The 18,504-nt window shown below is 67.7% G+C and carries 17 protein-coding genes; 7 read left to right on the top strand and 10 right to left on the bottom strand.

Going from position 1 to position 18,504, the window contains the following annotated elements:
* Positions 1 to 90: 90 nt before the first annotated feature.
* Positions 91 to 1,002 carry a VOC family protein gene (locus tag AC5RWU_RS12570; RefSeq protein ID WP_494002569.1) on the bottom strand — a complete coding sequence of 304 codons (912 nt, stop codon included), beginning with the start codon at positions 1,000 to 1,002 and terminating at the stop codon, positions 91 to 93.
* A 154-nt stretch (positions 1,003 to 1,156) separates the two neighbouring features.
* A complete protein-coding gene (locus AC5RWU_RS12565) occupies positions 1,157 to 1,798 on the bottom strand; it encodes an NADPH-dependent F420 reductase (protein ID WP_494030722.1) in 642 nt (213 codons plus the stop codon).
* 202 nt (positions 1,799 to 2,000) lie between these two features.
* On the opposite strand from AC5RWU_RS12565, the gene AC5RWU_RS12560 reads away from it, so the two are divergent.
* Complete coding sequence (locus AC5RWU_RS12560) at positions 2,001 to 2,753, top strand: TSUP family transporter (RefSeq protein WP_494030723.1); 753 nt, start codon at positions 2,001 to 2,003, stop codon at positions 2,751 to 2,753.
* 69 nt (positions 2,754 to 2,822) lie between these two features.
* Entirely contained in the window at positions 2,823 to 4,121 is a 1,299-nt protein-coding gene (locus AC5RWU_RS12555) for a cell division protein PerM (protein WP_494030724.1), read from the top strand.
* A gap of 3 nt (positions 4,122 to 4,124) precedes the next feature.
* Here the strand turns inward: AC5RWU_RS12555 and AC5RWU_RS12550 are convergent, their stop codons facing one another.
* Positions 4,125 to 4,559 carry a hypothetical protein gene (locus tag AC5RWU_RS12550; protein WP_494030725.1) on the bottom strand — a complete coding sequence of 145 codons (435 nt, stop codon included), beginning with the start codon at positions 4,557 to 4,559 and terminating at the stop codon, positions 4,125 to 4,127.
* 40 nt (positions 4,560 to 4,599) lie between these two features.
* Here AC5RWU_RS12550 and purN point away from each other — a divergent pair, with 40 nt between their 5' ends.
* A complete protein-coding gene (gene purN, locus AC5RWU_RS12545) occupies positions 4,600 to 5,166 on the top strand; it encodes a phosphoribosylglycinamide formyltransferase (protein WP_494030726.1) in 567 nt (188 codons plus the stop codon).
* A 197-nt stretch (positions 5,167 to 5,363) separates the two neighbouring features.
* On the top strand, positions 5,364 to 5,606 hold the full coding sequence (locus tag AC5RWU_RS12540; RefSeq protein WP_494030727.1) for a hypothetical protein: 243 nt from the start codon (positions 5,364 to 5,366) through the stop codon (positions 5,604 to 5,606).
* Between the two features lie 136 nt (positions 5,607 to 5,742).
* On the opposite strand, the gene AC5RWU_RS12535 is transcribed toward AC5RWU_RS12540, so the two are convergent.
* Positions 5,743 to 7,101, bottom strand: coding sequence for an MFS transporter (locus AC5RWU_RS12535; RefSeq protein WP_494030728.1), 1,359 nt, complete (start codon positions 7,099 to 7,101; stop codon positions 5,743 to 5,745).
* Positions 7,102 to 7,220: 119 nt separating this feature from the next.
* On the opposite strand from AC5RWU_RS12535, the gene AC5RWU_RS12530 reads away from it, so the two are divergent.
* Complete coding sequence (locus AC5RWU_RS12530) at positions 7,221 to 8,747, top strand: CYTH and CHAD domain-containing protein (protein ID WP_494030729.1); 1,527 nt, start codon at positions 7,221 to 7,223, stop codon at positions 8,745 to 8,747.
* Between the two features lie 65 nt (positions 8,748 to 8,812).
* Here AC5RWU_RS12530 and AC5RWU_RS12525 read toward each other — a convergent pair whose 3' ends face one another.
* Entirely contained in the window at positions 8,813 to 11,377 is a 2,565-nt protein-coding gene (locus tag AC5RWU_RS12525; protein ID WP_494030730.1) for a hypothetical protein, read from the bottom strand.
* A 177-nt stretch (positions 11,378 to 11,554) separates the two neighbouring features.
* Here AC5RWU_RS12525 and purH point away from each other — a divergent pair, with 177 nt between their 5' ends.
* Positions 11,555 to 13,177 carry a bifunctional phosphoribosylaminoimidazolecarboxamide formyltransferase/IMP cyclohydrolase gene (gene purH / locus AC5RWU_RS12520; RefSeq protein ID WP_494030801.1) on the top strand — a complete coding sequence of 541 codons (1,623 nt, stop codon included), beginning with the start codon at positions 11,555 to 11,557 and terminating at the stop codon, positions 13,175 to 13,177.
* A 147-nt stretch (positions 13,178 to 13,324) separates the two neighbouring features.
* A complete protein-coding gene (locus AC5RWU_RS12515) occupies positions 13,325 to 15,544 on the top strand; it encodes an NADP-dependent isocitrate dehydrogenase (protein WP_494030731.1) in 2,220 nt (739 codons plus the stop codon).
* A 104-nt stretch (positions 15,545 to 15,648) separates the two neighbouring features.
* On the opposite strand, the gene AC5RWU_RS12510 is transcribed toward AC5RWU_RS12515, so the two are convergent.
* From AC5RWU_RS12510 to AC5RWU_RS12490, 5 genes are read right to left on the bottom strand one after another with little or no spacing between them, the layout of a single operon-like run.
* Positions 15,649 to 16,227: a hypothetical protein gene (locus AC5RWU_RS12510; protein ID WP_494030732.1), complete on the bottom strand. Its 579-nt coding sequence runs from the start codon at positions 16,225 to 16,227 to the stop codon at positions 15,649 to 15,651.
* Positions 16,227 to 17,045 carry a ComEA family DNA-binding protein gene (locus tag AC5RWU_RS12505; RefSeq protein WP_494030733.1) on the bottom strand — a complete coding sequence of 273 codons (819 nt, stop codon included), beginning with the start codon at positions 17,043 to 17,045 and terminating at the stop codon, positions 16,227 to 16,229. Before AC5RWU_RS12505 ends, AC5RWU_RS12510 begins: the two co-directional genes overlap by 1 nt.
* A 28-nt stretch (positions 17,046 to 17,073) precedes the next feature.
* Positions 17,074 to 17,556: a hypothetical protein gene (locus AC5RWU_RS12500; protein WP_494030734.1), complete on the bottom strand. Its 483-nt coding sequence runs from the start codon at positions 17,554 to 17,556 to the stop codon at positions 17,074 to 17,076.
* Positions 17,553 to 18,281 carry a 4Fe-4S single cluster domain-containing protein gene (locus AC5RWU_RS12495; protein ID WP_494037010.1) on the bottom strand — a complete coding sequence of 243 codons (729 nt, stop codon included), beginning with the start codon at positions 18,279 to 18,281 and terminating at the stop codon, positions 17,553 to 17,555. Before AC5RWU_RS12495 ends, AC5RWU_RS12500 begins: the two co-directional genes overlap by 4 nt.
* Positions 18,281 to 18,493: a DUF2997 domain-containing protein gene (locus tag AC5RWU_RS12490; protein WP_494030736.1), complete on the bottom strand. Its 213-nt coding sequence runs from the start codon at positions 18,491 to 18,493 to the stop codon at positions 18,281 to 18,283. The genes AC5RWU_RS12495 and AC5RWU_RS12490 overlap by 1 nt, the downstream gene beginning before the upstream one ends.
* Positions 18,494 to 18,504: the final 11 nt, after the last annotated feature.

Raw genomic sequence — 18,504 nt, 5'->3', positions numbered from 1 at the left:
GCTCCTTCATACCCAGAAACGCCGAAGGGCTGGTTCGAGCGTCAATTCGCCCTCACCAGCCCTTCAAATCGCCCCTTGTTCAGCAGTCTCCTAGGCGGCGGCGCTGACCTGGATCAGCGTCTTCCACGGATCGTCGAAGCGCAGGGTGGCGCCGTCATGCCGGGTGGCGATCCCGTGGCCCTTCAGGCGGGACTCCAGCGCGGCGACGTCGTCGAGCGTGGGGACGTCGATGTTCACCTGGCCCAGGCCCAGTGCTGCGGCACGCGGACCGGCACCGGCACTGTTCCAGACATTGAGGCCGATGTGGTGGTGGTAGCCGCCGGCGGAGATGAACAGGGCGGAGCCGACGTCGGACATCAGCCCGAAGCCCAGGGTGTCCACGTAGAAGGCGCGCGCGTGCTCGATATCACCGATCTGCAGGTGCACGTGGCCCAGCTTGGCGTCCCGCGCCGTGGGCCTGGCCAGGTTTTCCTGGGTCAGATTATTCTGAAGGTAGGCATTCGGGTCCAGGAAGTTCGTGGCGACGCTGAGCAGGCCGTTGTCCTCGTGCCGCCAGGTCTCCCGCGGCCGGTCGGTGTAGAGCTCGACGCCGTTGCCCTCCGGATCGTCGAAGTAGAAGGCCTCGCTGTACAGGTGGTCGGCGCTGCCGGTGAAGGAATGCGGTGCCTTGGTGGCCGCATGCGCCACGGCGGCGGCCAGCGCCGCGGCGTCTTCGAACAGAATGGCGGTGTGGAACAGGCCGGCCTGTCCGGGCTTGGCCGGCGGCAGGTCCTTGACCTGCTTGAGGGTCATGGCCGTCTTCCCGTGCCTGCCCAGCACGGCGGTGCTGCCGCTGTGCTGCAGGACCTCCAGGGTGATCGCTTCGGTGTAGTACTTCAGCATTGCGTCCACGTCATGGACCAGCAGTTCGACGGCGCCCATCGCGGTCCCGGCGGCCAGCAGCTCGTCGGCCTTCCGCTGGCGCAGGTGGGCGGGGTTCGGGTTCTGGGGGAAGATCGGCATGGTTCCTTCGGGGATTGATGCGGGTGGAAGCGGAACTGCTGTCCCGCCCGGCCCGGCTTTCGAGGGTCAAGGTGCGTGCCGCCGTCGGACACGCCGGTGAACGACGGCGGCACGCGGCTAAAGCTGGGCGCGGCGGGACAGCGGGGGGCCGGGTCTAGCCGAGGACCTTCAGGCCCGTGCCCCAGTTGAAGTTGTCGTAGGCAGGGTTGGCCTGCATGGCCATCATGAGCAGCTGGAAGCCTTCCAGCTCCCGGGCGTGGTGCAGGCCGCCGACCTGCAGCGGGCGCAGCCCGGCAGCGGTGACGAAGTCCGCCACCTCGTTGCGGGCTTCCTCCGAGTCGCCGGCGATGAAGACGTCCAGCGGCTGGCCGGCGACATGGCCCTCGACCAGGGTTCCGGCGAAGGTGGTGTTGAAGGCCTTCACCACGGAGGCGCCGGAGGGGGCCAGCTTGGCGATTTCCTCCGCCGCGGACGTGCCCGGCTCCACGACCAGGGAATCGAAGGTTTCGAAGTTGACCGGGTTGGTGATGTCAATGACGGTCTTGCCGTTCAACGCATCGCCGTAGCTGCGGACCAGTTCCTTGGCAGCATCGAACGGAACGGCCAGCACCACGATCCGGCCGGCTGGAACCTCGGTGGCGGCGGCGCTGCTGGTGCCGGAGCCGAGTTCCTCGGCCAGCTTCTGCGCGTCGGCGGCCTGGTGGCCGAGGATCTGGACGGAGCGGCCGGCCGCGACAGCCCGGGTTCCGATGCCGCGGGCCATGTTGCCGGCGCCGATGATGGTGATGTCAGTCATTTTCTTCTTCTTTCCAAAGAGGCGGGTCAGGAGATTCTTCATGCAAGCCACTCGATTAGTTGAAGGTTCAATAAAATCACTACTGACAATACCTCCTTATTGTTGAAGCGTCAAGTATTTTTGTCAAGGTGCCACTGCGGCCAGCGTACTCAGGATGGGGACGTGTACAAGGGGCCGGCGGGCGGACGCCTAGAGTGGTTCGGTGACATTGGGACTTCTGACCAGCATCCTCATCGCGGTTTTCGCCGGCGCCGTAGCCCAGCGCATGGCCGGCCTGGGCTTCGCGCTGCTGATCGCCCCGTTCCTGGTAATGATCATGGGGCCGCACGAGGGCGTGCTCATGGTCAACATCTGCGCCGTCGTCGCCAACTTCCTGATCGTGGGCCGCGTCTGGCGGGACATCGACTGGAACATGTTCTGGTGGCTGTCCATGCCCGCCAGCGTTGCCGCCGTCGTCGGTTCCATCGCCGGCGCCGGCCTGCCTCCGGCGCCGCTGGCCGTGGGAGTCGGGGCAATCGTGCTCGCCGCGCTGCTGCTGTCGCTGTTCCTGCAGCGGACGTCCTTCGTGCTGCGCGGCGACGGCCCCAAGGCTGCGGCGGGGTTCCTCTCCGGCATTACCAACGCCCTGGCCGGCGTCGGCGGTCCTGCCGTAAGCGCCTACGCGGTCTTGGCCCGCTGGCCGCAGCGGCCGTTCGCCGCCACGCTGCAGCCGTTCTTCATCGTCCTGGGACTCTTCACGGTTGGCACGAAACTGATCGTGGCCCCGGGCCAGCTGCCCGGCTTCGGGTGGTGGTACTGGGCGCTGATCGTGGCGGTGGTCATCGGCGGCATTTTCCTCGGTGAGAAGCTGCTTCGCCGCACCCGCGAGGAACACGTACGGGCCGCCGTCGTGCTGCTGGCGATCATCGGCGCCGCCGGCGCGCTGGTCAAGGGGCTGGTTGACCTGGCCGCGTAGGCGCCCCGGACGCTCTGCCCGGCGTTGCATTGCCGCCGCATGGACCGTGTGAATGGCACCATAGGACAGATGAAACTTTCTGTACGCCCGAAAGGGCATGGAACCCTGCCCATGCCTCTGTGGCTGCAGGGCATTTTCGAATTCGGCCAGGCCGCGGTGCTCTCCGCGCTCATCGTGGCGCTGCCGCTGCTCGGCGTCTGGCTGACCGGCGGCTTCCAGGAGCGTTCGTTCGAGTCGCTGGCGCGGCTGGCGGGCCAGGCCTGGCTGCTGATCCACGGCGTGCCGCTGGAACTGCACCTGCCCGGCGGGACGAGTTCGGCCGAAACGATCCACGGCACGCTGTCCCTGATCCCGCTGGGCCTGACGCTCATACCGTTCTTCCTGGCCTGGCGGGCCGGCCGCAGGCTGGCCCGTGCGTCCAAGAAGGACCAGCTCTGGCAGGCGATGCTGGGGGCGCTGGCGGTTTATGCGGCCATCGGTGTCGGCACGGCCTACATCACCAGCAGTCCCGAGGTCGAGGTGCAGTGGTGGACTGCGGGCCTGGTTCCCCTGGTTTCCACCGGCCTGGGGCTGGTGGTCGGCGCCTACCGGGAAGCAGGATCGTGGGCGCGGCTGATCGGTGTCAATGCAGCCGACCGGATCGCCTCAACCAGCCAGCACTCCCGCTGGGCCGGCTCCTACGTCTGGGCCGGCGTCCGCGCCGGTGTGGTGGGAACCATTGCGGCGGTGGGACTGTCCGCACTGCTGCTGGCCGTGAACCTGGCGATTCACTGGGCGGACATTGTGTTCCTCTATGAAAAGCTCGACGCCGGCATCGTCGGCGGGTCAGTGGTCACCATCGCCCAGCTGGGGTTGTTGCCGAACTTCGCGGTGTGGACCCTGGCCTGGGCCTCCGGTGCGGGATTCGCCATCGGGACGGGAAGCTCAATCGGCGCACTGGGCACCACCGTCGGGCCGCTGCCGGTCTTCCCCGTGCTCGGTGCGCTGCCGCCGGGGACATTGGAATTCGGGTACCTGGCCATGCTGCTGCCCGTCGCCGGCGGCATCCTGGCTGGCTGGTGGTTCCTGCGCGAGGGGGAGAACCACTTCGACGAATGGCTGGCCATCAAGATCCGCGCCCGCTGGTTCACCGCTGCTGCCTCCACGGTGGTGCTGGGACTCTTCATCGGCGCTGTCTGCGGCCTGCTGTCCATGGCGCTGGCCTGGCTGGCGCGCGGTTCGCTGGGCATCGGCCGGCTCACCGAGATCGGACCCAACCCGCTGCTCACGGCGGCCTTCGTCGCCCTCGAGGTGGCTGCCGGCGTCGTGATCGGCTACGCCGCGGGCCCATGGCTGGAACGTGAACCGAAGCGGCGCTCCGCAAAATAGGACCTACGGCTGGACCGCATCGGAGAACCTGAGCAGGCGCTCCTGATAGTCGGTCAGGCACTGGTCCTTGGCCTGCTCGGTCAGTGCCCGGCTCATGCACTGCTCGTAGTCCAGAGTGAACGGCCAGACCAGGACCTGGAGGCCGGAAACGGTGGTGAGCATGAACGCCGCGACGATGCCGAACAGCGTCGCCACGCGCAGCATCGCGGGCAAACCGACGCGGATCATCTTGACCAGGGACATAATGCCGACGACGACGGCGGCCGCTCCCAGCGCGACCGGAATCAGCTTCCAGGGCAGGAAGAGGCCGGTGGTCAGGACAGCGCCGATGAGCAGCGCCGCGGACCAACGGATGTAGAGCTGCGCATTCTTCAACTCAGCCTCGGTGGGCCGCGGGCGGCGGGTGTCGGGCGGGACTGGGGGACCGGCGTCGTGCATGGATTCAAGCCTAAGGTAGTCCGGCGTTTAAGGTTGACCCATGCGCATTCTTGTCATGGTCTCCGGCTCCGGCTCCAATCTCCAGGCGATTCTCGACGCGGTGGCCACCCACGCGCTGGACGCTGAGGTTGTGGCCGTTGGATCCGATGTCGCCGGATGCTTTGGCCTGGAGCGGGCCCGCGCGGCAGGGGTGGAGACGTTCGTGGTGGCACCGGCGGACTTCCCCTCCCGCACCGAATGGAACCGTGCGCTGCAGGCCAAGGTGGCTTCCTACGGCGTGGACCGGATCGTCTTCGCCGGGTTTATGCGCATCGTCGACACCGAATTCGTCGACGCCTTCGCCGGCATGATCGTGAACACGCATCCGGCGCTGCTGCCGTCCTTCCCCGGCGCCCACGGAGTGCGCGATGCCATGGCGCATGGCGTCAAGGTCACCGGCGTGACCGTGCACTTGGTGGATTCGGGCGTGGACACCGGCCCCATCCTGGCGCAGGCCGCGGTCTCGGTCCTTGAAGGGGATACGGAGGAAGAGCTGCACGAGCGGATCAAAGTCGAGGAGCGCAAGCTCCTGGTGCAGACCCTGCAGAGGCTTGCCGCCGCTGGTTGAGCGGCGGTGGCTGGGCGGCGGTGGCTGGGCGACGGTGGCGAAGCGCCAGCGGGGTCGAGTCCCGGACCCGACCGATGTCACGATTCATTTGTGAAGCGCCAAATGTGGATAACTTTCGATCTCTTGTTGAACCCTGCGCTACCGTAAGGACTGATCTCGCACCATAAGTGAAACCTGATACCTGGGGGGGCGGCCCATTGCCGCGTGAACGCTGGGGTGAGGAGACGCGCACCAGCCACGTCTACACCGAGACGGGCGACTACAGTGTTGTCCTGACCACTTACTTCCAGGGAACGTACAGCGTCAACGGCGGTCCGGCCCTGCCCATTCCAGGCAGCGGTGAATTCTCCACGGCTCCTCAAACAATCAGTGTCTGGCGCACGGTCAGCAATAACTACGCTGACGATTGCATCGAGAACCCGGCCGGCATCGGCTGCTAGATACTCAGCTGGTGCCGACGTTCAAGAAAGCGGTGCCGTCGTCGTTGGCAAACGGATTTCGAGGGCTTTCGAGGTGCGGGAAGAGGCTTCGACTCGCTGGCGCTCATTCAGCCACCGGCTCACCCACGAAACCGGCTCAGTGCAGCTCCGCGCCCTTGGTTTCCGGGGCGAAGCGGGCCATCCAGATTACGAAGACGACCACCAGCGCACCGGTGACTACGTACGTCATAGGCAGGCCCAAGGTCGGCCACAGGACCGAACCGAAGATCAGCGGGACCAGGCCGGCCCCCACGCGGGAGACGGTTGAGGCCCAGCCGAAGCCACTGCCGCGGAGCTCGGTCGGGTAGAGCTCGGACACGTACGTGTACAGCACGGGTATGGCCACCTGCACGATGAAGCCGAAGAACAGCAGGGCCAGCTGCGCGGAGAGCGGAGCGCCGGCGTCGAGGAACAGCGCAAAGACCACCAGCGACGCGGCGGACAGCGGGCCGGTGATGGCCAGCAACCACTTGCGGCCCATGGTCTCCACCAGCGCGGCCGCCGCGATCACGCCCAGCAGACCCATGCCCGTCATGCCCGCGGTGGCCATGAAGGCAGCCGTGTCGCCGTACCCGGCGGCGCGCAGGATCGCCGGCATCCAGGTGAGGGCGCCGTAGTACACCAGCAGGATGCTGACGAACAGGCCCCATGCGGTCAGCGTGATCTTCCAGCTGAACCGCCAGAGCTCGGAGACCTGCTTGGTGATGTCGCCGATGGACAGCTTGGGCATGGCGGCCGGCTCGGGAAGTCGCCAGGGGCCCACCTCGGCCCCGGTCTGCCGGATCAGCGAATCGATGACCGCCTTCGCTTCCCGGGTACGGCCCTTGTGCACCAGGTACAGCGGCGATTCGGGGACGGACTGCCGCACCCAGAAGACCAGCAGCGCGGGCAGGACCATGACCAGCATGAGGTAGCGCCAGTCGCCGAACTGGGCGATCAGCAGGGCGGAGACCACGCCGCAGAGGGTGGCGCCGATGGGCCACCAGCCGTCCATGGCGGTGAGCACCTGGCCGCGGTGCCGGCGCGGGGTGAACTCGCCGACCAGCGCGTAGTCCACCGGAATGCACCCGCCCAGGCCGAAGCCGGCCAGGAAGCGGAAGATGCAGAAGGTGATGAATTCGGGTGCAAGGGCGCCCGCCACGGTGAAGACGGAGAAGATCAGCAGCGTCAGCGTGAACGCGGTCTTGCGGCCGATCAGATCCGCGATGCCGCCCCAGGCGAAGGCGCCGACGGCCATGCCGATCAGGTTCGAGGTGCCGATCCACGCAGCCTGGCCGGGGGTCAGGTCCCAGTAGGAGGAGAGCAGGGGAATGAGGAAGCCGTTGAGCGTAACATCCCAGGCATCGAACATGAAGCCCAGACCGCCGATCAGGAAGATCTTGCCCTGCACCCGCCATCGCCAGGGCAGTTCCTGGACCACATGGTCGCCGGTGGGCAGTTGAAGATTGATGGGCATTGTCGGAGCCTTCCGGAGCGAATGCATTCATCTGAAACTCTAGACCCGCGAACTCTAGACCCGCGGCGGACCCGCTGCCGCTGCTATGGAATGAAGCTGCGAACAGCCCATAATTAGCCATGGCCCTTTCACGACAGCTGGAAATCGAACGCAAGTACGACGTCGATGTGGCAGCCAAGCTGCCAAGTCTGGCCGGTGTGCCCTACGTCACCGGTATCGATGACCGCGGTGTTGTCGAACTTAACGCCGCCTACTACGACACCGAGGACGGCACCCTGCAGCGGCACGGCATCACATTGCGCAGCCGCCGCGGCGGCAAGGACGAAGGCTGGCACACGAAGTTTCCGGCGGAACAGGGTCGGCTGGAGGTGCATCTGCCGCTGCGCAAGGACCATGACGGCGTGCCGCCGGAGGTGGAGGAACTGGTCCGGGTCCATGTCCGCGGCAGGGCGCTGCGGCCGGTCGCGACCATGAAAACGCTGCGTGCTGTCACGGTGATCCTCGGCTCAAAGGGCCGGGAACTGGCCGAGGTCAGCGACGACACAGTTGAGGCGCACAACGTTGCCAGCGGCGAGGACCATTCCTGGCGCGAGTGGGAGGTGGAGCTGCTGGATACGGTCCACGATCCGGAGGATGCTCAGGCCGCCTTGCTGGACGAGGTCGAACACCGCCTGCTGGATACCGGGGCCACCCGCGCGCAGCGGGCGTCCAAGCTGGCCCGGGTCCTGGGCCGGGACGAGGAAGCCGGGCCGGCCGAAGGACCGGCGGTCAGCGGCAAGTCGGTACGCGCTGTCCTGTCAGAGGCCTTCCGCCTCGAAGCCGCGCAGCTGAAGTCCTGGGACCCGCGGGTGCGCCGGGACGAGGAGGACTCCGTGCACCAGCTGCGGGTCTCCGCCCGGGCGATCCGGAGCATGCTCAAGACGTTCAAGCCCGTGCTTGACGCGGAGCGGGCGGACGCGCTCGCGGCCCAGATGCAGGAGCTGGGCCGGATCCTGGGCACGGCCCGTGACGCCGAGGTGACGCGGGACCATGCGGCCGAGCGCGTTGCCCGCCAGCCCGTGGGGCTGGTGCCCAAGCAGGCGGCCAACCGGCTGCGGCGCGCCAAGGAGCGGGAATACAGGGCGGCCCACGACAAGGTGCTCGAGGAGCTGAACTCGCCCGCGTACTTTGCCATCCTTGATGCGCTGGACGACTTCATCGCCGACGTCCCGCTCAAGGACGGCGACGGCGGCAGCGCGGCCAAGCAACTGGCCGCGTGCTTTCAGCGCCAGACGAAGCGGGTGATGCGGATGGCCCGCGACGCCGAAGCCTGCGAGGACCCAGCCGAGCAGCTGACACTGCTGCATGACGTCCGCAAGAAGTCCAAGCGCCTGCGCTACGCGATCAGGTCCGTTTCCGGCGCGCCGGACTTCACCTCAGGTAAGCGGCTCAAGAAGCTGATGAACCGGGCGGAGAAGGTCCAGGACGCCCTGGGTGCCCACCGGGACAGCCAGATGTTCCAGCAGTTCCTGCGCAGCACCGCCAAGGAGGCCCGCAAGGCCGGTGAGGATACCTTCGGTTACGGCGTGCTGTACGCGGCGGAGGTGCCGATCCAGGAAGAGGCGGAAAAGGCCTACGCGAAGTCCCTGTCCAAGCTTCGCTACTAGACGCGAACGGTACGACGCCGGCCCGGCACCATAACGGTGCGGGGCCGGCGTCGTTGTGGTTGCCGCTACGGTACGGGAATGGCCGACGGCGTCGGCGTCACCGACGGGGCCGGAGCCTCGGCGGGGGCCGTCATTGCCGGAGCACTCGTCTTCGGCGCGGATGGGACAGCCGGGACTGCCGGTGCCTGCTGCTGCTCCCGCCGGTCTGCTTCTGCCGGCACGGATTCTTCGGCCTCGGCCGGCTTGGTCTCAGCCGGCGTGGTCTCAGCCGGACCGGCCGCCGCGCCGCCGAGCTGCACTACGGTGCCCTCCGCCGGCGTCCAGGTGATCCGGCCGCCCTGGAAGTCCTGGGCGGCGCCGTCCTCCGTCACGTACTCATCCGTGGTCGGGTAGCCCAGTTCGCCGTTCTCGCTGCCCTGGGAAATCCAGGCCCAGCGGATGCCGCCCGTGACGATCTGCGCGCCCGTTGCCGGGTTCCACACGATTTCGCCGTTCTGGAACCGCTGGGACTGTCCGCCGCCGGCGGTGGCGGTGGCGTTGCCGGCGGGGTAGCCCAGCGTGCTCTCCGGTCCGCCTGCTGCCAGGTACTTGTCCGAAATGGCGCCGGTGAGGATACGTGCTCCGGTCGAGGGGGACCAGGCGATCTTTCCGCCCTGGAAGTCCTGCATGACGCCGCCGTCGGCAGTGGTGTACTCGGCGGACGTGGGGTACCCGAGTGTGCCGTTCTCGAAGCCCTGGCCGGCCCAGGCCCCGTACATGCCGTTGCCGGAGGTGAACACGCCCGTCGGCGTCTTGATGATGGCCCCGCCCTGGAACTTCTGTCGCGCGCCGCCGGCCAGGCCAGCCGTTTCATCTGTGGTCGGGTAGCCCAGGAAGCTGTCCTGTCCGCCCATGTTTACCCAGGTACTGCGGATTTCGCCCGTGATCGGATGCGCCCCCGACGCCGGTGACCAGACAATGGTGCCGCCCTGGTAATCCTGGGCATAGCCGCCCGCGGCCAGTCCGCCGACGGACTTGGCGACCGGGTAGCCGAGGCCCGTGCGCGGGCCGCCGATGGCCCAGTACTTGGTGCCGATGGCGCCGCCGAGGATCTGCGCGCCCGTGGAGGGGGACCAGACGATGCGGCCGCCCTGGTAGTCCTGGGCCATGCCTCCCGGAATGGCGTATTCATCAGTCAGGGGGTAGCCGAGCTTGCCGTCCTGTGCTCCCTGCGATATCCAGGCCCAGTGGATGCCTCCGGAGGAGACGTAGGCGCCGGAGGCCGCCGACCAGACGATGGTGCCGCCCTGGAAGTCCTGGCGGTAGCCTCCGTATGCCAGTCCGCCGACGGACTTGGCGACCGGGTAGCCCAGTCCGGTGCGCGGGCCGCCGATGGCCCAGTACTTGGTGCCGATGGCGCCGCCGAGGATCTGCGCGCCCGTGGAGGGGGACCAGACGATGCGGCCGCCCTGGTAGTCCTGCGCTACGCCACCGGGAATGACGTATTCGTCCGTGGTGGGGTAGCCCAGTTTGCCGCTCTGGCTGCCCTGCGAGACCCAGGCCGAACGGATGCCGCCGCTGACCACGTGGGCCCCACTGGCCGGCGACCACAGCACGGCCCCGCCTTCGAAGCTCTGGTAGGCCCCGCCGTACGCCAGTCCGGCGACCTCCTCCGACGTCGGATAGCCCAGGGACCCCCGCTCGGAGCCCAGCTGCTGCCATTTCTGGCGAATGGCACCGGTGAGGAAGCGGGCCCCCGTGGACGGGGACCAGACGATGGAGCCGCGCTGGAAGCTCTGGTACGCACCCCCGTTGCGGAGCCCACCGACCTCATTCGATGTCGGATTGCCGGGGCCCAGCTGGCCGCCCATGGCTGCGTACTTTTTGGCGATGGCACCGAACGGGTAGTTGGAGTGCGGCGTGAAGATGTCATCGACCGCGCCCATGATGATCCGGTCGCCCGGAACCGCGGTCTGGATGAACCGCGTGACCATGTGCTCCGGGATGGCGATGCAGCCGGCAGTGGGTACGGGATTGGCATGCAGGAAGATAGCGAAACCGTCGCCCTGCTGGATGGGCACACCGGGGCCGCGGTTGTAGTCAATGACCACGGCCTGCCGGTAGTCGCCTTCCGGCCGGGTAGCCAGGTACCACAGGTTCTCGTCCGGCCAGCGGGCGAGTTCCGGGTACTCCAGGTACCGGTTGTACTCCGGGCCGATCCGGCCGCCCCAGCGGGAGTTCGGATTGAGCGTCCGGTAGCTCAACGCCGTGCCTGGGTTCTGCAGGCCGAAGGCGTCATGAACGGTAAAGGACCCGGTAGGGGAGTAGAGGTTCATCGTGTGGCCGCTGGGCACCCCGGGGGCCTTGAAGCCGCTGCCGCCGACATACCCGTTGACCTGCCACTCCTGGACGTAGCGGTCCCCGGAACGGACACAGCTGGTAACCAGGGCCCTGGACTCCCAGCGGTGGCTGGCCGTCGCGAACGTCACGCGGTTGGCGCCGTGCCCGGAGTACTTGACCTGGCCGGCGCTGAGCCGGTCGCAGGGATTGAAAACCTGGGCGGAGGCGGGGACAATGGCGCCCAGCGAACTCCCCACCAGTGCCAGGGTGCTCAGCGCGACGAGCGGGAGGAATCGTGGTTTCTTGATCAAGGGACATGCCTTCCAGGGTGAAAACGGCACCGGGAGAGTAAATCAAAGAACAGGAATAACTTTATCCCCAGCTATCACTTTGTTCCCATGTGTGACGCAGACTGTCCCCGAAAGCGGTGGAATAGACTGAAGGGAATTTGAAGACGTTGACCAATAACTTTGGAGATTTGCGTGAGCATGAAGCAGCTTGACCGTGTTCCCATCCGCCGGGCCCTGATCTCGGTCTACGACAAGACCGGTCTGGAGGAGCTGGCTCAGGGTCTGCATGCCGCGGGCGTCACGATCGTGTCCACCGGCTCCACCGCCAAGACCATCGCCGCGGCCAACGTCCCGGTGACCGAGGTTTCCGAGCTCACCGGCTTCCCGGAGTGCCTGGACGGGCGGGTCAAGACCCTGCATCCGCGCGTCCACGCCGGCATCCTCGCGGACCGCCGCCTCGACGACCACGTCGCCCAGCTGGCCGAGCTCGGCGTTGAGCCCTTCGACCTGGTGGTCGTGAACCTGTACCCGTTCGTGGAGACGGTCAGGTCCGGCGCGGACCAGGATGCCGTCGTCGAACAGATCGACATCGGCGGGCCCTCGATGGTCCGCGCGGCCGCGAAGAACCACCCGAGTGTCGCCGTCGTCGTCGATCCGGCCCGCTACAGCGAGGTGGTCACCGCGGCCGCCGAGGGCGGCTTCGACCTCAATGCACGACGCCGGCTGGCCGCCGATGCGTTCGCCCACACCGCCGCCTATGACACCGCCGTGGCCTCCTGGACCGCCGCCCAGTTCGGCGACGGCACCGAGGAAGGGAACACCTGGCCGGCCTACGCCGGCCTGGCGCTGGAGCGCTCCGAAGTGCTTCGCTACGGCGAGAACCCGCACCAGGAAGCGGCCATGTACGTGGACAAGGCCGCCACCCCGGGCATCGCCCAGGCGGACCAGCTGCACGGCAAGGCCATGTCCTACAACAACTACGTCGACGCGGACGCGGCGCTGCGCGCGGCCTTCGACTTCGACGAGCCCGCCGTCGCCATCATCAAGCACGCCAACCCGTGCGGCGTCGCGGTGGCGACCCCCCATGCCACGGACCCGATCGCCGACGCCCACGCCAAGGCCCACGCCTGCGATCCGCTCTCCGCGTTCGGCGGCGTGATCGCGGCCAACCGCACCGTCACCGCCGGCATGGCGAACATAGTCAAGGACATCTTCACCGAGGTTGTCATCGCCCCGGACTTCGAGCCGGAGGCCGTGGAGCTCCTGTCCGCCAAGAAGAACATCCGCCTGCTCGCCCTGCCCGAGGGCTACCGCCGCGATCCGGCCGAAATCCGGCAGGTCTCCGGCGGCATGCTGGTGCAGATGGCGGACACCATCCAGGCTGACGGCGACGACCCGGCGAACTGGACCCTGGCCGCGGGCCACGCCGCAGACGAGCACACGCTCAAGGACCTCGCCTTTGCCTGGAGGGCCGTGCGGGCCGCCAAGTCCAACGCGATCCTGCTGGCGCACAACGGTGCCGCCGTCGGTGTCGGGATGGGCCAGGTGAACCGCGTGGACTCCTGCAAGCTGGCGGTCGAACGCGCCAACTCCCTGGGCCCGGCGGATGCCGACGGCCAGAGCTACGAGCGCTCCCGCGGCTCGGTTGCCGCCTCGGATGCGTTCTTCCCGTTCGCGGACGGCCTGCAGATCCTGATCGACGCCGGCGTGCGCGCCGTCGTCCAGCCCGGCGGTTCGGTCCGGGACGAGGAAGTCATCGCGGCGGCGAAGGAAGCCGGCATCACGATGTACTTCACCGGCGCCCGCCACTTCTTCCACTAGGCTCTCCCGGCGGCCCCGCCCAGGTTCCCTGCGCACCTGCGGCGGGGGGCCGCCGTCGTCATCTCTGCCGCACCCGCGCAGCTACTCAGGTAAGTTTGGATACATCACACCAGATATCCGCAGACCTTCGTAGGAGACGCCTCACCAATGGCCAAGATCATCTACACCCATACAGACGAAGCGCCCATGCTGGCCACGTACTCGTTCCTGCCGGTCGTCGAGGCCTTCGCTTCGACCGCCGGTGTGGAAGTGGAGACCCGCGACATCTCGCTGGCCGGCCGCATCATCGCGGTCTTCGGGGACTACCTCACCGAGGAGCAGCGGACCGGCAACGCGCTGGCCGAGCTGGGCGAGCTGGCGAAGAAGCCGGAAGCCAACATCATCAAGCTGCCGAACATCAGCGCGTCCATCCCGCAGCTGAAGGCCGCCATCGCCGAACTGCAGGGCCAGGGCTACGATCTGCCGGATTACCCGGACAATCCGTCCTCCGACGAAGAGGCGGAAATCCGCTCCCGCTACGACAAAATCAAGGGCTCGGCTGTCAACCCCGTCCTGCGTGAAGGCAACTCCGACCGCCGGGCGCCGCTTTCGGTGAAGAACTACGCGCGCCAGAACCCGCACTCCATGGGCGCCTGGACCCCCGAGTCGAAGACCAACGTGGCCCACATGGAGGCAGACGACTTCCGCTCCAATGAGAAGTCCGTGGTCATTCCGGCCGATGACACGCTCACCATCCAGCTGGTCCGCGAAGACGGCACGGTCAACGTGCTGAAGGAGTCGATCCCGGTCCTCGCCGGCGAGGTCGTCGACGGCACCGTGATGCGCGCCGCTGCCCTGGACGAGTTCCTGGCCGCCCAGGTGGCCCGGGCCAAGGAAGAGGGTGTGCTGTTCTCCGCGCACCTGAAGGCGACCATGATGAAGGTCTCCGATCCGATCATCTTCGGCCACGTCGTCAAGGCGTACTTCTCCGAGCTGTTCACCGAGTACGGCGACAAGCTCGCCGCTGCAGGCCTGAGCCCGAACAACGGCCTGGCCTCCATCCTGAACGGCCTCGAGGGACTGCCGGCCGACGTCCGCGAAGGTGTCCAGGCGGCCATCAAGAAGGGCCTGGAAGAGGGCCCGGCTCTGGCCATGGTTGATTCCGACAAGGGCATCACCAACCTTCACGTGCCCAGCGATATCATCGTTGACGCTTCGATGCCGGCCATGATCCGCACCTCCGGCCACATGTGGGGACCGGACGGCCAGGAGGCCGACACGCTTGCGGTGCTTCCGGACAGCTCCTACGCGGGCATCTACCAGGTCGTGATCGATGATTGCCGGGCCAACGGCGCCTTCGATCCCACCACCATGGGCACTGTGCCGAACGTCGGCCTGATGGCCCAGGCCGCCGAGGAATACGGCAGCCATGACAAGACTTTCGAGATCCAGGACGCCGGCACCGTCCAGCTGGTCGACCGCTCCGGTGCCGTCCTGATCGAGCACCAGGTCGCCCCCGGCGACATCTGGCGCGCCTGCCAGACCAAGGACGTGCCGGTCCGCGACTGGGTCAAGCTGGCCGTCACCCGTGCCCGCGCTTCCCAGACCCCGGCGGTGTTCTGGCTGGACGAGACCCGCGCCCACGACGCCAATCTGATCGCCAAGGTCAAGGAATACCTGAAGGACCACGACACCGAGGGCCTGCAGATCGAGATCATGTCTCCGGAGAAGGCAACTGCCTTCACGATCGAGCGGATCCGCAAGGGTGAGGACACCATCTCGGTGACCGGCAACGTTCTGCGCGACTACCTCACCGACCTGTTCCCGATCCTGGAACTGGGCACCAGCGCCAAGATGCTCTCCATCGTTCCGCTGCTCAACGGCGGCGGCCTGTTCGAAACCGGTGCCGGCGGGTCCGCGCCGAAGCACGTGCAGCAGCTGCTGAAGGAGAACCACCTGCGCTGGGATTCCCTGGGCGAGTTCCTGGCCCTGGCGGCCAGCTTTGAGCACCTGGCCAGCACCACCGGCAACAAGCGCGCCCAGGTCCTGGCGGACACGCTGGACCGTGCCACCGGCACCTTCCTGCTGGAGAACAAGTCCCCGAGCCGCAAGGCCGGGGAGATCGACAACCGCGGCAGCCACTTCTACCTGGCCCTGTATTGGGCCCAGGAACTGGCCAAGCAGGCCGAGGACACGGAACTGGCCCAGGCCTTCTCCGGCCTGGCCGACGCGCTGGGCTCCAATGAGCAGGCGATCGTGGACGAACTGCTGGCCGTCCAGGGTTCCCCCGTGGACATCGGAGGCTACTACCGTCCGGATGAGGCCAAAGCCGCAGCGGTCATGCGGCCGTCGGCGAAGTTCAACGAGGTCCTTGCCACGCTGAGCTAGCGCTCCCGACGCTACGCCCGGTGGGCGGGCGCGAAGAGCCAAAATCCCACGACCCCGCGCGCTTCCTGTTGGAAGGCGCGGGGTCGTGGCGCTTAACGCTGCATCTAGTAATCGACCTTGCGGCCGAAGCCGGGTGGCGTGTGTTTGGCGCGTGCGGGGGCGGAGCCTTTCCGGCTTTTCTTCCGTGCGGTGTCGGACGGAGCTGCCATAGCGGACGGTGCCGGCGCGGCGGGAGGTGCATCCGCGGTGCGGGGTGCCGGTGCTGTCCTGGCGCGGCTCTTGTTGATCGAACTGCCGGCCCGGCGGCCCGTAGGCCGGCCCATGGCCGCGCGGCGCCTCGTTGCCGCCGACTGCGACTGCTCGAGTTTACGGTTCCATTTGATCCGCAGGAACTCCGGATTAATGGATACGGCGAAGGCGCTGCCGGCAACCCAGGAGCCCAGCACCAGCCACATAAACAGTTCATCGGCGGCAGGGCCTTCATCGACCAGGGCCACGGCCGCCCCGGAAGAGACCAGGTGCACGAGGCCGGCGAGAACCCACAGCGGCCGGCGGGCGCGGGCGCCGACCGTCAGCAGCGCCGCCCCGCCGAGGAAACCGAAGGTCCCGACCACCACCAGCAGCCACCAGCTCTGCGTGATGTTCCACCACGCACCCGGCTGCCTGCCCGATTCGGAAGCCATTAGTAGTCCACCATGCGGCCAAAGACCGTCGGCGCGGCCGGCGGCAGTTTGCAGACCACCCGGCTGCGCAGCCGCTGGAACTCGTGCGGCTGCAGGGACATAGCTGCGGCAAAGTCCTCCACGGACTGGAAGTGCCCGCGGGCTTCGCGCAGCCGGAGGGCCTTGCGGGCCTTGCTGCGGGAGAAGCCGGGCAGCTTTTCGAACTGGCCGGCCGTGGCGGTGTTGAGGTCGAGAGGTTCCGCGGCGCCCGCCCCGGCAGTTCGGGCGGCCCCAGCCGTGCCGGTTTCTGCGCCGCCGGTTCCGCCTGCAAAATAGCTGCGGGCATCCAGCCGCGAGTCGCTCAGCAGGCCTTCGGCTTCAGCCGGAACGGGGGCGGGGGCACCGGCGTTCTGGGAGCGCGCGGCCCGGCTGCCGGCCGGGCGGGCCGTTGCCCGCCAAGCCTGGGACACCGCTGTCGTGCCCTGGCTGGACGGCGACCGGCGCACCAACGCGGCCAGGGGGCTGAGGCCCGGATTCTGCTCCCGGATGGACCAGCGGTCCCTGAGCCAGGCGGGGTTGATGGCCAGCGCGTGGACCGCACCGGCTATCCAGAGGAGGACGCGCATGGTTGCGACGGCATTGTCGATCATGGCCAAAGAAACTACCACCATGAGCAGGTACAGCACGCCGGAGGCGGTCCACGCAGCACGGCGGGCCAGGATACCGATGGCCAGGAAGCCGGCTCCGCCGAGCACGCCCACGGTCAGCAGCGGAAAGACCAGCCACAGGCTGGCCGTGGCCATCCATCCGGTGCCCGGCCGGCGATCGTTGTATTCCATTGAATGCTCTTACTGTCTGCGGCCGCGCTCAGCGCCGGACGTTCAGGACCATGGTGACGCTTTGGTCCTCTTCCACGGTCTCGGAGGCCAGTTCCATGCCGGCGGCGCCGGCGCGTTCACGCAGCCGCTGTACCACGGCCGCCTGGACGTGGCGGGCGTAGGCGGCATCGATCGCGCGGATGATGTCCTCTGCCTGCCGCCGGTCGATGTGCTCACCGGTAAAGTGCACCTGCCAGATGCCCTCCTGATCGCGGCGGAAGGCTGCGGTGGCGTCGCTCCAGGCGGCCCGGATTTCCGACTCGGTGGCGGAAAGGACCCGGGCTTTGGCGTCGGCCAGCGCCGCCTGCAGCAGCCTGAGGTCCCGCATGCGGGTCCGCACCTGGACCTGCGGCAACTGCGCTTTCTCCTTGGTGCCGGCGCCGGTGCCGGGTTTGACCGACTTGTCCACGGCCGAACTGATGGCCGCGGCTGCCGCGATCGCCGCGGGTATGAGCAGTATGGAAACGCTCACGATGCTCCTCCTGGTTCTGTGCCTGCCGGCAATAGGTTCTTGTCTGCTCCCGGTCTGTCCGCCCGCCGGCCCAGGCCGGCCAGCAGCGCATCCAGCTGGTCCGCTTCCGCCCACCCGTTGACGCCGATGGTTCCGTCCGGCGCCACGCGGATCTCAAGCCGGTCCGGCTGGGTCCCGATCCGGTCCAGCAGCGGCCGGTAGCGGTCCGTCAGCGCGGTCAGCCGCTGGTTTGTGGAGCCGATCCACGGCCGCCGCCGTTCGGGCAAGCCGGCAAGGTACGGTCCGTCGGCCAGCAGGTCGGTGGCTGCCAGCAGATCGGCGATATCCGGCCGGTCAGCCGTCCAGCGGTGCAGATCCTCCTGCACGTAGCCGGTAAAAGTCATCACGGACAGCCCGGCAGCGCGGAAAGCCTGGGCGACGACGGCGGAGGCCGCCGCCTGCTCGAACGGCTCGCCGCCCAGCAGTGTCACCCCTTCGGAGCCGGCCTCCAGCGCCTGCGACACCAGCTGCGCGGCCAGCTTCGCGGTGCCGGCGACCGTGGCGCCGCGGGCCGCCCACAGCTGCGGGTTGAAGCAGCCGGGGCAGCGGATGGAGCAGCCCTGCAGCCAGAGCGCGGCCCGCCGGCCGGGACCTTCCGCGTCCGTGGCGGCAAGGAAGCGGGCGTAGCGGATGGTTTCCGCCGGGACGGTCGGGGGAGCGCTGCCGTTAGTGGGCTCGGGCATCATTACTGCCCTGAGGTGTCATTGCGCTGGTAGTTGCTGGTGACCGCGGCCTGCCGCGAATAGTCCTCGGTGAAGGAGCTGGTCACGGTCTGAGCGTCCAGCAGGTCCTCCAGGACGGTGATGTAGTCCAGGCACTCGTCCCCGTACAGATTCTTGGTTTCGGCATTGATGGAACCGTCGGGACTGATCCTGACGATGAGCTGTTTCTGGTCCATGGCTTCTCCTG

The organism is Arthrobacter sp. B0427-1-12 (assembly GCF_059092905.1).
Note: the sequence above shows the minus strand (reverse complement) of the source record. Positions and strands in the feature narration are given on the sequence as shown.

Excerpts from the sequence above, each read along its gene's own strand:
- AC5RWU_RS12570 (WP_494002569.1), bottom strand. The coding sequence starts at position 1,002 with ATGCCGATCTTCCCCCAGAACCCGAACCCCGCCCACCTGCGCCAGCGG.
- AC5RWU_RS12565 (WP_494030722.1), bottom strand. The coding sequence starts at position 1,798 with ATGACTGACATCACCATCATCGGCGCCGGCAACATGGCCCGCGGCATC.
- AC5RWU_RS12555 (WP_494030724.1), top strand. The coding sequence starts at position 2,823 with ATGAAACTTTCTGTACGCCCGAAAGGGCATGGAACCCTGCCCATGCCT.
- AC5RWU_RS12550 (WP_494030725.1), bottom strand. The coding sequence starts at position 4,559 with ATGCACGACGCCGGTCCCCCAGTCCCGCCCGACACCCGCCGCCCGCGG.
- purN (WP_494030726.1), top strand. The coding sequence starts at position 4,600 with ATGCGCATTCTTGTCATGGTCTCCGGCTCCGGCTCCAATCTCCAGGCG.
- AC5RWU_RS12535 (WP_494030728.1), bottom strand. The coding sequence starts at position 7,101 with ATGCCCATCAATCTTCAACTGCCCACCGGCGACCATGTGGTCCAGGAA.
- AC5RWU_RS12530 (WP_494030729.1), top strand. The coding sequence starts at position 7,221 with ATGGCCCTTTCACGACAGCTGGAAATCGAACGCAAGTACGACGTCGAT.
- purH (WP_494030801.1), top strand. The coding sequence starts at position 11,555 with ATGAAGCAGCTTGACCGTGTTCCCATCCGCCGGGCCCTGATCTCGGTC.
- AC5RWU_RS12515 (WP_494030731.1), top strand. The coding sequence starts at position 13,325 with ATGGCCAAGATCATCTACACCCATACAGACGAAGCGCCCATGCTGGCC.
- AC5RWU_RS12510 (WP_494030732.1), bottom strand. The coding sequence starts at position 16,227 with ATGGCTTCCGAATCGGGCAGGCAGCCGGGTGCGTGGTGGAACATCACG.
- AC5RWU_RS12505 (WP_494030733.1), bottom strand. The coding sequence starts at position 17,045 with ATGGAATACAACGATCGCCGGCCGGGCACCGGATGGATGGCCACGGCC.
- AC5RWU_RS12495 (WP_494037010.1), bottom strand. The coding sequence starts at position 18,281 with ATGATGCCCGAGCCCACTAACGGCAGCGCTCCCCCGACCGTCCCGGCG.
- AC5RWU_RS12490 (WP_494030736.1), bottom strand. The coding sequence starts at position 18,493 with ATGGACCAGAAACAGCTCATCGTCAGGATCAGTCCCGACGGTTCCATC.